Annotated in this window: 16 protein-coding genes; 12 read left to right on the top strand and 4 right to left on the bottom strand. The window is 60.8% G+C overall.

All coding sequences use genetic code 11. From position 1 onward, the window contains the following. Positions 1-6 precede the first annotated feature (6 nt). Together benC and benD are read left to right on the top strand one after the other, a co-directional pair. On the top strand, positions 7-1,035 hold the full coding sequence (gene benC / locus MU846_RS03180; RefSeq protein ID WP_246948356.1) for a benzoate 1,2-dioxygenase electron transfer component BenC: 1,029 nt from the start codon (positions 7-9) through the stop codon (positions 1,033-1,035). Then, positions 1,032-1,814, top strand: a complete 783-nt coding sequence (benD, locus tag MU846_RS03175) for a benzoate diol dehydrogenase BenD (RefSeq protein WP_246948353.1) — start codon at positions 1,032-1,034, stop codon at positions 1,812-1,814. The genes benC and benD overlap by 4 nt, the downstream gene beginning before the upstream one ends. On the opposite strand, the gene MU846_RS03170 is transcribed toward benD, so the two are convergent. Beyond that, positions 1,815-2,606, bottom strand: coding sequence for an IclR family transcriptional regulator domain-containing protein (locus tag MU846_RS03170; RefSeq protein ID WP_246948350.1), 792 nt, complete (start codon positions 2,604-2,606; stop codon positions 1,815-1,817). A gap of 211 nt (positions 2,607-2,817) precedes the next feature. Between MU846_RS03170 and MU846_RS03165 the strand changes: the two genes are divergently transcribed. The 3 genes from MU846_RS03165 to pcaF all read left to right on the top strand — a co-directional run bounded on the left by MU846_RS03165 (position 2,818) and on the right by pcaF (position 5,685). Further along, the gene (locus MU846_RS03165) at positions 2,818-3,636 is read left to right on the top strand and encodes a CoA transferase subunit A (RefSeq protein WP_246948348.1); all 819 of its coding nucleotides are present in this window, start codon (positions 2,818-2,820) and stop codon (positions 3,634-3,636) included. After that, on the top strand, positions 3,633-4,412 hold the full coding sequence (locus MU846_RS03160; protein ID WP_246948347.1) for a CoA-transferase subunit beta: 780 nt from the start codon (positions 3,633-3,635) through the stop codon (positions 4,410-4,412). The genes MU846_RS03165 and MU846_RS03160 overlap by 4 nt, the downstream gene beginning before the upstream one ends. Before the next feature lie 70 nt (positions 4,413-4,482). Continuing rightward, entirely contained in the window at positions 4,483-5,685 is a 1,203-nt protein-coding gene (gene pcaF, locus MU846_RS03155) for a 3-oxoadipyl-CoA thiolase (RefSeq protein ID WP_246948345.1), read from the top strand. A gap of 4 nt (positions 5,686-5,689) precedes the next feature. On the opposite strand, the gene MU846_RS03150 is transcribed toward pcaF, so the two are convergent. After that, positions 5,690-6,559, bottom strand: coding sequence for an acyl-CoA thioesterase (locus MU846_RS03150; protein ID WP_246948344.1), 870 nt, complete (start codon positions 6,557-6,559; stop codon positions 5,690-5,692). A gap of 208 nt (positions 6,560-6,767) precedes the next feature. Between MU846_RS03150 and wrbA (MU846_RS03145) the strand changes: the two genes are divergently transcribed. The 4 genes from wrbA (MU846_RS03145) (at position 6,768) to MU846_RS03130 (ending at position 9,367) form a co-directional block, all read left to right on the top strand. Beyond that, entirely contained in the window at positions 6,768-7,367 is a 600-nt protein-coding gene (gene wrbA, locus MU846_RS03145; RefSeq protein WP_246948342.1) for an NAD(P)H:quinone oxidoreductase, read from the top strand. Between the two features lie 418 nt (positions 7,368-7,785). After that, complete coding sequence (locus MU846_RS03140) at positions 7,786-8,412, top strand: TetR/AcrR family transcriptional regulator (RefSeq protein ID WP_246948341.1); 627 nt, start codon at positions 7,786-7,788, stop codon at positions 8,410-8,412. 62 nt (positions 8,413-8,474) lie between these two features. Next, positions 8,475-8,918: an SRPBCC family protein gene (locus MU846_RS03135; RefSeq protein WP_246948340.1), complete on the top strand. Its 444-nt coding sequence runs from the start codon at positions 8,475-8,477 to the stop codon at positions 8,916-8,918. A 23-nt stretch (positions 8,919-8,941) separates the two neighbouring features. Further along, positions 8,942-9,367 carry an SRPBCC domain-containing protein gene (locus tag MU846_RS03130; RefSeq protein ID WP_246948337.1) on the top strand — a complete coding sequence of 142 codons (426 nt, stop codon included), beginning with the start codon at positions 8,942-8,944 and terminating at the stop codon, positions 9,365-9,367. Positions 9,368-9,626: 259 nt separating this feature from the next. On the opposite strand, the gene MU846_RS03125 is transcribed toward MU846_RS03130, so the two are convergent. After that, on the bottom strand, positions 9,627-10,160 hold the full coding sequence (locus MU846_RS03125; RefSeq protein WP_246948334.1) for an acyloxyacyl hydrolase: 534 nt from the start codon (positions 10,158-10,160) through the stop codon (positions 9,627-9,629). A gap of 185 nt (positions 10,161-10,345) precedes the next feature. Then, positions 10,346-10,945 (bottom strand): NAD(P)H:quinone oxidoreductase, encoded by a 600-nt coding sequence (gene wrbA, locus MU846_RS03120; protein WP_246948331.1) that lies wholly within the window; start codon positions 10,943-10,945, stop codon positions 10,346-10,348. A gap of 176 nt (positions 10,946-11,121) precedes the next feature. Between wrbA (MU846_RS03120) and MU846_RS14590 the strand changes: the two genes are divergently transcribed. Genes MU846_RS14590 through MU846_RS03110 form a run of 3 tightly spaced genes read left to right on the top strand, consistent with a single transcriptional unit; the run spans position 11,122 to position 11,882 of the window. Continuing rightward, the gene (locus tag MU846_RS14590; protein ID WP_371738523.1) at positions 11,122-11,532 is read left to right on the top strand and encodes a sigma 54-interacting transcriptional regulator; all 411 of its coding nucleotides are present in this window, start codon (positions 11,122-11,124) and stop codon (positions 11,530-11,532) included. Then, positions 11,522-11,713 carry an AAA-type ATPase lid domain-containing protein gene (locus MU846_RS14820; RefSeq protein WP_442780654.1) on the top strand — a complete coding sequence of 64 codons (192 nt, stop codon included), beginning with the start codon at positions 11,522-11,524 and terminating at the stop codon, positions 11,711-11,713. The genes MU846_RS14590 and MU846_RS14820 overlap by 11 nt, the downstream gene beginning before the upstream one ends. Beyond that, entirely contained in the window at positions 11,667-11,882 is a 216-nt protein-coding gene (locus tag MU846_RS03110) for a hypothetical protein (RefSeq protein WP_246948326.1), read from the top strand. The genes MU846_RS14820 and MU846_RS03110 overlap by 47 nt, the downstream gene beginning before the upstream one ends. The last annotated feature ends 278 nt before the right edge of the window (positions 11,883-12,160 follow it).

Raw genomic sequence — 12,160 nt, 5'->3', positions numbered from 1 at the left:
AATACCATGAGCTTCAATATTGCACTCAATTTCGAGGATGGCGTCACCCGGTTCATTCGCTGCAACGAAGGCGAAACCGTGCTTGATGCGGCCTACCGCAACCAGATCAATCTGCCGATGGATTGCTCCGACGGTGTGTGCGGCACCTGCAAGGGCAGTTGCCAGCAGGGCGATTACGATCTTGGTGATGAATACCTGGAAGATGCGCTGACAGAAGACGAAGCCGGCCAGGGCATGGTGCTTACCTGCCAGATGGTGCCCAGCAGTGATTGCGTTATCGCCATCCCGGCGGCCTCGACATTGTGCAAGACAGGGCAGGCAGAAATTCAGGGCAGCGTGACCGAGGTGAATCTGGTTTCCGCCACAGCCATCGAACTGAAAGTTCAGGCCGATGAGCCGCTGGCGTTCCTGCCTGGCCAGTACATGAACGTACAAGTGCCGGGCACCAATCAGACCCGTTCTTATTCATTCAGCTCCTTGCCGGGTGAGAGCAGCTTCAGCTTTCTGATCCGTAATGTGCCGGGCGGCCTGATGAGCTCCTGGCTGGTTGGCAAGGCCAAGACCGGTGATCGCCTCACACTGGGCGGGCCGCTGGGTGTGTTTTATCTGCGGCCGGTGGCCAGGCCGGTGCTGATGCTGGCGGGTGGCACAGGGCTTGCGCCTTTCCTTTCCATGCTGGAACAGTTGAAAAAAACGGGCCTTGAGCATCCTGTACATCTTGTTTATGGCGTCAGCAAGGATGAAGACCTTGTCGGGCTTGAGGCGTTGCACACGTTTGCAGCAGAGCTTGAACAGTTCACGTTCAAGACAGTCGTCTCCAGTGAGGCCAGTGATCATCCGAACAAGGGTTATGTGACCCACCATCTGGATGAAGCACCGCTGAACGAAGGCGATGTGGATGTATATCTTTGCGGGCCGCCGCCGATGGTCGATAGCGTACTAAGTTATTTTCAGCAGCAAGGCGTCACGCCCCATTCGTTTCATTACGAGCGCTTTACGCCCAGCACGCCAGCATTGGCAGGTGAGGTGGCATGAGCACGCTCCGGTTTGCCGGCAAGACCATGGTGATTACGGGTGCCGCGCAGGGAATCGGCAAATGTGTCGCCGAGCGCGCTGCTGCCGAAGGCGGGCGGTTGGTGCTGGTGGATATCGCTGAGCACGTGCATGGCGTCGCGGCCGCGCTGGCCGAGCAGGGCGCGGACGTGATGGCGATGCAGGCGGATCTGGAAACCTGGGCCGGCGCCGAGTACGTCATGGCCAAGGCCGATCAGGCATTCGGGCGTATTGATGTGCTGATCAACAACGTCGGCGGCACCATCTGGGCGCAGCCTTATGAACATTACCAGCCCGAGCAGATCGAAAAGGAAATACGCCGGTCGCTGTTTCCGACCTTGTGGTGCTGCCGGGCGGTGTTGCCTTATATGCTGCGAGAGCAGGGCGGCGCCATCGTCAATGTGTCATCGGTGGCCACCCGCGGGCTGATGCGCGTGCCCTATGGTGCGGCGAAAGCGGGGGTCAACGGGCTGACCACCAATCTCGCGTTTGAATACGCCCCGCACGGCATTCGTGTCAACGCAACGGCACCCGGTGGCACCGAGGCACCGCCCCGGCTCACGCCCCGCAATACCGAACAGCAGGGCGAGCAGGAAAAACAGTGGTATCAGACACTGATCGATCAGACGCGCCAGAGCAGCTTCATGCACCGCTACGGCACCTTGGAAGAGCAGGCCGAGCCGATACTGTTTCTCGCCTCCGATGCCGCCAGCTACATCACCGGCACCGTGCTGCCTGTGGCGGGCGGCGACCAGGGCTGATCAGCCGGAGGCGGTGCGCACCGCGCCGCGCACTGTTTCCGCCAGCGCCAGCAGCGCCGGCAGATATTGGCCGGTGAGCGTATCCATGGAAACGCGTGCGGCATTGGTGCTGATGTTGATCGCGCCGAGCAGATCGCCATTGCCGGCAAAGGCTGGCACGGCCACCGAGCGCAGGCCGAGATCCAGCTCCTGATCGACGATGGCATAGCCCTGCTCGCGGGCCAGCAGTATCTGTTTACGCAACGCGGCCACAGTAGTGACCGAAGAAGGAGTGTGCGCCGCTGGCTGCACACTGCCCAGAAACTGCTCCAGCTGCGCTTGTGGCAGTTGCGCGAGCAACACCCGCCCCATGGAGGTGTACGCCGCCGGCAGACGCGTGCCCACAGACAGCGTAATCGCCATCAGCCGGTGCGGCGCCGCGGAGCGCAATACATAGACCACCTCGTCGCCATCCAGCACCGCCAGCGACGACGATTCGCCCAGTTCCGCGGTGATCTGCTGAAGGTAATGCTGCACCACCGCCCGGTGCTGATTCGCGGTCTGATAGGCATAGCCCAGTTGCAGCACGCGCGGGGTCAGCTCGAACAACCGGCCGTCGCGGCGCACATAGCCGAGCGCATGCAGGGTCAGCAGAAAACGCCGCGCCTTGGCGCGGTCCATGTCAGTGCGCGCCGCCACTTCACTGAGCGTCATGCGCGGGCACTCGGCGCCGAAGGCTTGCAGCACTTGCAGGCCGGAAGCCAGAGCGCCGACAAAGTCACGGTCGCCAGGTTTTACGGTGGGTTCATCCATTCGGTTCAGGGCTCCTGAAACAGATTTCACGGGCGCGTGGCAGCCAGGGCGCAGAGATTAACAGGTTGTTCGCAGGGCGAACAGTAATCCGATACTGCACAAAAGGCGGCGAAAAGTATTGACGCCGCCGAAGCGGCCACGGCATTATGTTCGCATATTAAACATATGTTCGCATAAAGAACATTGTCTTTGAGCTACAGGAGATCAGCCCATGGCGGAATTCCTCTCTTTGAAAGAAGCGGTGGCCCGGCACATCCACGATGGCGATACGCTGGCGATGGAGGGCTTTACCCACCTGATTCCGTTTGCCGCCGGTCACGAGATCATCCGCCAGGGCAAGCGTGATCTGACACTGATCCGCATGACCCCCGATCTGGTGTACGACCAGCTGATCGGTGCCGGCTGCGCGAAAAAGCTGATTTTCTCCTGGGGCGGCAACCCCGGTGTCGGCTCGTTGCACCGGCTGCGTGATGCAGTTGAAAAAAGCTGGCCGCAACCGCTGGAAATTCTGGAACACAGCCACGCCGCCATGGCGTGCGCCTTTGAGGCCGGCGCGGCTGGCCTGCCACTGGCGGTGCTGCGCGGTTATATCGGCAGTGATCTGCCGAAGGTCAACGATCAGATTCGTTTTATCGAATGCCCGTTTACCGGCGAGCGCCTGGCCGCGGTGCCGTCGATCAGGCCGGATGTCACCGTGGTTCACGCACAGCGCGCCGACCGGCAGGGCAACGTACTGGTGGAAGGTATCGTTGGTGTGCAGAAAGAAGCGGTGCTCGCCGCCAAGCGCAGCATCGTCACCGTCGAGGAAGTGGTGGATGATCTGGGCGCCTCGGTCAATGCTTGCGTGTTGCCGTCCTGGGCCATCACTGCCATCGCCGTGTCGCCTCGTGGGGCGGCGCCTTCCTATGCACTGGGCTATTACGAGCGCGACAACGCCTTCTACAAACGCTGGGACGCAATCGCCCGCGATCGCGACGCCTTTCAGAGCTGGTTGCAGGAAAATGTTTTCGAAGAAGGAGCGGTATCATGAGCCTTGAATACACCTCCGCAGAAATGATGAGCATCACCGCCGCGCGTGCGCTGACCAACGACATGACCTGTTTTGTCGGCATTGGTCTGCCGAGCGAGGCGGCTAACCTGGCGCGCCTGACGCATGCGCCGGATGTGACCCTGATTTATGAATCTGGCACCTTGCAGACACGGCCGGATGTGCTGCCGTTGTCCATCGGCGATGGCGAGCTGTGTGCATCGGCACTGACCACCGTGGCAGTGCCGGAAATGTTTCGCTACTGGTTGCAGGGCGGCCATATCAGCGTCGGCTTTCTCGGCACCGCGCAAATCGACCGCTATGCCAACCTCAACACCACATTGATCGGTGATTACCGCCAGCCGAAAGTGCGCCTGCCGGGCGGCGGCGGTGCGCCGGAAATCGCCACCAACGCGAAAGAAGTGTTTATCACCGTGACGCATTCCCGGCGAACTTTTGTCAAAGAGGTGGATTTCATCACCACCGTGGGTTTTGGCCGCGACGGCAAGGCGCGTGACAACGTGCCGAATATCGGCCGTGGCCCGACTGTCGTTATCACCGACCTGTGCGTGCTCAAACCCGATCCGGCCACCAAAGAGCTGACCGTGACAGCCCTGCATCCCGGCGTGACACGCGAGCAGGTGATCGAAGCGACCGGTTGGGAAATCCGTTTTGCCGAGACACTGGATACCACGCCCGCCCCCACCGAACAGGAACTGACCGTGCTGCGCGAGCTGAAAGAGCGCACCGCCGCACACCATGCCGGCCAGGCGCAATAAACACGGCCAGCCGGCGACACTGAAACCCGACGGCGTAGCTCGCCGCGCTGAACAAAGCAAAGGAGTGATCATGAGCGACGTATTCATCTGCCATCCGCGGCGTTCTGCGATAGGCCGGTTCGGCGGCAGCCTGGCCAGCGTGCGGCCGGATGATCTGGCTGCGCACGTGTTCAAGGCTGTGCTGGAGCAGGCCGGCGACCTGGCGCCGGAATATATTGATGAAGTGATGCTGGGCTGTGCCAATCAGGCCGGCGAAGACAATCGCAACGTGGCGCGCATGTCGGCGCTACTGGCCGGCATGCCCACCTCGGTGCCGGGCACCACGCTCAACCGCTTGTGCGGCTCGGGCATGGATGCCATCGGCACTGCTTTTCGTGCCATCCGTGCCGGCGAAATGGAACTGGTGCTGGCGGGCGGCGTGGAATCCATGTCGCGCGCACCCTATGTGATGGGCAAGGCCGAGAGCGCATTCGGGCGCGGGCAGCAGATCGAAGACACCACGATAGGCTGGCGTTTTATCAACCCGCTGATGAAGCAGCAGTACGGCGTGGATTCCATGCCGGAAACCGCAGAAAACGTGGCCGAGCAATTTGGCATTTCGCGGGAAGATCAGGATCTGTTTGCGCTGCGCTCACAGGAAAAAACCGCCCGTGCTCAAGCGGCCGGCATCTTTGCCGAAGAAATTGTTCCGATCAGTGTGCCACGCCGCAAGCAACCGGCACTGATCGTCGATACGGATGAACACCCCCGAGCCACCAGCCTGGAAAAACTGGCCGCGCTACGTGCGCCATTCCGCGAGAACGGCACCGTGACCGCGGGCACCGCTTCCGGTGTGAACGATGGTGCGGCAGCCATGCTGGTTGCCAGCGCGGCGGCGGTGCAAGCGCGTGGCCTGCACCCGGTCGCGAAAATTCTCGGCATGGCCACCGCCGGCGTGGCGCCGCGCATCATGGGCGTAGGCCCGGTGCCGGCGGTGCAGAAATTGCTGGCGCGGCAGCAGATCAGCCTTGCGCAGATCGACGTGATCGAGCTGAACGAAGCTTTCGCCGCCCAGGGACTGGCCGTGCTGCGCGAGCTGGGCATTGCCGACGACGATCCGCGCGTCAATCCCAACGGTGGCGCCATCGCGCTGGGCCATCCACTGGGCATGTCCGGCGCCCGCCTGGTCATGACCGCCGCACTGCAACTGCAACGCACCGGCGGGCGCTATGCGCTGTGCACCATGTGCGTAGGCGTCGGGCAAGGGATTGCGATGCTGATCGAGCGCGCCTGAGTCGTTACTTCGAGGCAGGCCCGGGTGTGCGGGCCTGCCACGCTTCCAATTGCTCCCGCAGCACTGCCGGCATCGCTACCGGGCGCCCGCTGTTGCGATCCACCAGCACCATCACACTCTGCGCCAATGCCTGCACCGTGCCGTCTTGCGAAACACAGCCGAGAATGCTGAACGAGCGGTTGCCGATATGGTGTATGCCGGAAGCCAGCTCGACCGGCGTCCATCCGGCCCGGTAATCAAGAAAAGTAATGTCCGCCGAGGCGATGACGATGCCGGCGCCGCCGAGATCCATGCCACGCATGCTGCCGAAACGAGCTTGTTCAATGTAGCGCCCAAGCGCCGCTTCACTACGCTGGCTGTCGGCATCCAGATCTTCATAGCGCGGCGTCAGCGATTGCCGTAGCGGGAAAGCCGGCGCCTGCGGCAGGCAAGATGGATAATCCGTCGCCGCCATGGGCTGAGGCGCTGCGGCGCAATGCGCTTCCAGCGTGGCGCGGATCTCGGCTGGCAGCGGCACTCGCTTACCTTTGGCCAGCGCAACCATCACACATTCCTGATAGCCCACCGACTCTCCGTTCTGGAACAGTTCGCTGCGCAGATGAACGCTCTCAGCATCGCAATCCAGCACCCGCACTTCGGCGTCGATATCGCTGCCGTACCAGCTCATGCGCTGATACTGAGTACGGCTGCGAGCCGGCCGCAGGCGAATGCCATCGGAGAACCAGGCATCCTCGCCGAACAGGTGAATCTGCATACGGATGCGCGCTTCCTGGTGAATCTGGTAAAGCCGCGAATTGTTGATGTGCCGCCAGGTATCGATATCAGTGTAGCGGGGTGTCACAGTGCAGCGGTATAAAAAGGGGGTGACGGTCATGGGGCCTGAAGTCCGAGCCAGAAACGAAGGCGCATAGCATGGAACGCTCCGCTTAAAGGTGCAAACCAGCGCTCTCGGGCTAACTATCCGAAGCGCTTGATTCGGGCTGCCGCCGCGCTACGCAAGGAGTATGGTGGGAGATGCCTGTGCCGGGCGAGACAAGCCGCCTGGGCTAATGCATGGTTCAACAACATGGAGTTTGTGAAACATGGCAAAGATACTGGTGCTTTATCATTCGATGTATGGGCATATCGAAACAATGGCGTACAAAGTGGCAGAGGGGGCGCGCTCTGTGGCCGGAGTAGAGGTGACGGTCAAGCGCGTGCCCGAGACCATGCCGGCTGATCTGTTTCGGGATGCCGGTGGCAAGGTTGATCAAAAGGCAGAGATCGCCTCGCCGACGGAGCTGGCCGATTATGATGCAATCATCGTTGGCACGCCGACCCGATTTGGCAATATGTCCGGGCAGATGCGCAACTTCTTCGACCAGACCGGCGGCCTGTGGGTGAAAGGCGCGTTGGCGGGCAAAGTGGCCAGTGTGTTCACGTCCACGGGCACGGGCGGCGGTGAAGAAATGACCATTACTTCTACCTGGACGACCCTTGCCCACCACGGCATGGTCATCGTGCCGATCGGTTACACCATTCCCCAGCTTTCCGATATCTCGCAGGTAGGCGGCGGCACACCCTACGGGGCCTCCACCATCGCCGCCGCCGATGGCTCCCGGCAACCGGATGAACGCGAGCTTGAGATTGCCCGCTATCAGGGTGAACACGTCGCGAAGTTGACGGTGAAGCTCACCGCATGAGCCGGTGATGGAGGGTGGCGCGGCGGTGCGCGCCGTGCCGCCTTCAGTTGTCTCCGGGCAGCCGGTGGCCAGCGGGTTGCTCGTCCGGTTTCTGCTTTCGGCGGCGTGCCTGCCGTGTTGCTCTCGCCTCTGGTTCGTCTCCAGCTCGTCTCTGGCTTCCGCTTCTGACTCTCGCCTCTGAGTTTGGCTTCTGAGCCGTGCCTCAGACCCTCGCTTGTCCCGCTATTGCCACTGTGCCGCGCACTCATGTTGTCTTCTCTTGTCTCTCTACGGCGTTGCTACCGCTTTCCCGCCATGGCAGCCCGCTTTTCAGCCTCTCCCGATGCCGCCTTCGAGCTGCTGTGACGGCGCACGTCCGCCGAGGTTGACGAAAATACCGACCGGTTGGTATGTTCTGCACAAGCAAGGAGAGGTAACGATGGCCCGAGCCCCACAGAAAGCGGATGCCCGCGCCCGGCTGCTTGATGCAGCCTTGATGCTCATTCGCAGCAAAGGTTATTCCGCCACCACGGTGGATGAGCTGTGCGCCGCTGCGGGCGTCACCAAGGGCGCCTTCTTCCACCATTTCAAAAGCAAGCACGCGCTGGGTGTGGCGGCGGCTGAGCACTGGTCGCAAATGACGGGCGCATTGTTCGCGGCCGCACCTTATCACACACTCCCTGATCCGCTGGAGCGGGTGCTGGGATACGTCGAATTTCGCAAAGCCTTGTTGCAGGGCGAGCTGCCGGAGTTCACCTGCCTTGTGGGCACCATGGTGCAGGAGACGTATCAAAGCGTGCCTGCGCTGCGCGAGGCTTGCGCGCTGAGCATCAGCAACCACGCGGCAACGCTGGTGGACGATATCCAGGCGGCGATGGAGAGCCGTGGGCTCACGCCAGCCTGGACAGCGCAATCACTGGCACTGCACACCCAGGCGGTGCTACAGGGCGCTTTCATTCTGGCCAAGGCGAACGGCGGCGCCAAGGTGGCCGCCGATAGCATCGATCACCTGTACCGTTATTTGCAAATGCTGTTCCAGCCGCAGGCGGAGCAACATCGCGGCTGATTCTAAAAGAGGAAAAGGAAATTTCAGAGGCAAGCTCAGAGGCAAGCTCAGAGGAGAGCACCATGCCAAACACCATTCGATTGCACCGCGTGATCGCCACCCGCCCTGAAAAAGTCTACCGCGCTTTTATCGAGCCGGATGCACTGGCCAGCTGGCTGCCGCCCTTCGGTTTTCTCGGCACTGTGGAGCAGCTTGATGCACGCGAAGGCGGCCAGCACCGAATGTCTTTCCGTAATTTCACCACCGGGCGAAGTCATTCTTTCGGCGGCACTTATCTTGAGCTGGTGCCGAATGAGCGGCTGGTCTACACCGACGTGTTTGATGATCCCGGCCTGCCGGGCGAGATAACGGTAACGGTAGAAATGAAGGCCGTGCCGTTCGGCACCGAGCTGGTGATACAGCAGCAGGGTGTGCCCGATGTGATACCCGCCGATGCCTGCTATCTCGGCTGGCAGGAATCACTGCAAAAACTTGCCCGGCTGGTAGAGCCGGAGATCAACCACTAGCTGCGCGAAGCAGGGAGAGCGTTATGAGCATGGAAACAATTACCGTGGAAACACTGGCCGACGCGCCGCCGGATGTGGTCTGGCATGCTTACACCACGCCAGCGGATATCATGCAATGGAACAGTGCCTCGGAGGATTGGCACACCATTGCCGCCACTGTGGATCTGCGCGAGGGCGGCACATTTTCGTCGCGCATGGAGGCCAAGGATGGCAGCGCAGGCTTTGATTTCGCCGGCACCTACACACGCATCGCGCCACATCGCCTGATCGAATACGAATTCGGTGGCCGCACCGCTCGCGTGGAATTTCTACCCATGGGCGGAGCAGTGCGTGTGCGCGTCACCTTCCAGGCTGAGCAGATTCACTCCATCGCGCAGCAACGTGAGGGGTGGCAGGCCATTCTGGACAACTTTGCCCGCCATGTGGCTCAGAGCAGCGGCAAGGGCTAACGTGGCACGCCGTCGCTTCCGGTTTTTCTTGCCCGAGCAGGTCAGTAGGTGAAGAGACTGTGCTGGCCGTAGCCGCAGCCGGTAAAAACAGCCGGTCGGCGCCAGTCCCAGATTGAAAGAGGTCACAGATCGTCAGAAGTCGCCGATCAGCAAGAGCCACGAATCGGCAGGCGTCGCAGACACTGGGTCGCAGGCGCTTAGGCCCGCAAGTGCTTTCAGATGTCAGAGGCGTTAGTTTTGCGCCCGCGCTAAATCAGCGCTAGAACGCCCGGCTATAGAACAGCGAGTAGGATTCGATGCCTTTGTTCGGATGGTTCAGCCCGGCATTGGAGTAATGGATGGCCCGTATGCCTACTCGCTGCTGGCCCGGCAATGCCAGGCCAAAGGCCAGGCGATCCTCGAAGTTGAAGGCGCTGCCGAGCTTCTGTTCGCCCACTCTGGTTTTGGAAAACAGCGCTGCACCAATACCGAATTCCACATACGGCGTGAAGCTGTGGCGCGTATTGAATTCATACACCAGCACCGGGCTGAAAGAGAGCGAGTGCGCGGCGCGATAATGCTTGCCGCGAGCCCAGTAAGTGTAAGCAGCATCCCAGTAGCCCGTCAGGCTGCCGCGATCACTTTCAAACCAGCGAGATGTCCATTTGAATGACGTATCGGCGCGCACCACTGCATCGCCCTGGCCGGTGACACCCAGGGCGCCGGACAGGCTTGCTGCGCTGGCAGTCGTGGTAAGGTCAAAGCTGATCAAAGCAAGCAGGGCCAGGCCATGACGAAGGCGAAGAATGAACATGGGTTACCTCCCTGTGTTATCGAGCGGTTACCGCCGTGAGCCGAGAGGAGAAATACCGTGGCGGAGTGCGTTGCCGGCCTGTCAGTGCAAGGCAGCAGAGAGCGGGTTGTGTGTGGTGCAGCGTGTGCGGTGCAGCGTGTAGGGTGCAGAGAGGGCCGGCCGAGAATCGGCCAGCCCGGAGCGAATCAGGCTTTGAGTCTGGCTGCGGTTTTTGCCACCAGCTCGCCCTGGTAGCGAGCGATAGCCAGCTCGTTGGCATCCGGCTGGCGTGAGCCATCGCTGTAGGCAATGGTGGATGCGCCATAAGGCATCCGGCCGCTCACTTGCGAAATATCCGCCATGGCCGGGTGCGCATAGCCGATCGGCACAATGATCATTCCGTGGTGCGCGAGCGTGGTCCAGGTCGAAGCAACCGTCATCTCCTGGCCGCCACCTGTGGCGGTGGAGGTGAACACACTGCCTACCTTGCCCACCAGCGCGCCCTGCGCCCAAAGACCACCCGTCTGGTCAAGAAAGTTGCGCATCTGGGCAGACATGTTGCCAAAGCGCGTGGGGGTGCCGATGATGATGGCATCGTATTCCGCCAGTTCGGCCGGCGAGGCAATTTCGGCCGCCTGCTCCACCTTGCCGCCCGCGTTCCTGAATGCCTCTTCCGGCATGGTTTCAGGCACTCGCTTGAGGGTGACCTCCACACCGTCAACACTGCCAGCCCCCTCGGCCACCTTCTGCGCCATGGTTTCGATGTGGCCATACATGGAGTGATAAAGCACCAGTACCTTCGTCATTATTCGCCTTCCTTTCATCGGTGTATCGGTGGATTGCGCCGCCGGCGGCAGCTGCTGCCGGGCTGGCTGGATGCGGTCACTACCTTTGAAGTAGATGAGATAATTATCCATCTGTTTTGTTATCTTATAAGGCATAAATTTGATGGATTTTTATCTATTAATTAGATTGGTGTGATGTGAGTAGCAGAGGTTGGCGGGGGCCGGGCTCAGATGGGGGTGGTAGAAAGCCCCGCCAGCTGTGGTCGATACAGAAGCAGCCGCAGGATCTGGTTCCGCTTCAGGGTTGGCGTGACGTCTTCCCGTCCAGCCTCAGCTGGCGGTCTTTCACGAACAGAAGGGTTTCCCATAAAGCGGGCGTTTGTACGCCGGTAGGTGGTGCGGCGGAACTGCGCGTCGATGTGCGGCTGATAGCAGCTACGCATCGAAACCTGATGGTAGATGTTGCCGGGGGGCGTTTTCGGGAGGATCTGTTCTATCGTGTGGCCGTGGGAGTTCTTCAACCGCCGCCTTTACGACAGCGAGAGGACGATCTGCTGCTATCGTGCGACGTGCTGCTGACCGCGCTGGGGCCCTGCTCTGGTCGGTAAGAAAGTTTCCGCAGACGCAAAGGATATTATTCTTCGGCATAAGTGGCCCGGGAACGTCAGGGAATGGCAGGCTGCTTTGCTGCGAGCTGCACTTTGGTGCGGGGGTGATACTATCAAACCCCGGAATATGGCGAGTGCGTTATTTGAAATGCCGGGCCTGCAAGACCAGGCAACGCCCTGATTTTTCCCAAGGTATTGATATACAAGCCTTGCTGGGGGATTTTGTGCGCTCGTATCTGCGGCAAGCGCCGGCGCACACTGCCGGGAACAAGACTCAGGCTGCCAGCTTACTGGGGCTGAAAAGCCAGCAGCCGCTGAGCAACTGGATGGAAAAATACGACATTGATTAGCGTTGGCACGATTTTCGCTCACGATGTTCGCTATTGATGCAGCATGGACAGAATAACGTATATGACCTCGGTGAATTTCGAATTCCTGCGCCCCGGCAACGAATCGCTGGCCACTCTGGCGGGCCTGGCTGAAGCGGTACTGCACATCGACCCCGGCAGCGCCCTGACTCGCCTGCGCAGTTTCGCAGAAGAGCTGACCAAGACCATCTATAAGGAAGAGGCTCTTCCTCGCCTGCCCCAGGCCAGCTTTTATGAGCTGGTGAAAAGCCCAGTGTTTG

Origin of the sequence: Alcanivorax quisquiliarum, from assembly GCF_023051175.1 — a bacterium.
Lineage (GTDB): Bacteria > Pseudomonadota > Gammaproteobacteria > Pseudomonadales > Alcanivoracaceae > Isoalcanivorax > Isoalcanivorax quisquiliarum.
This window is presented reverse-complemented; position numbering and strand designations above follow the sequence as displayed.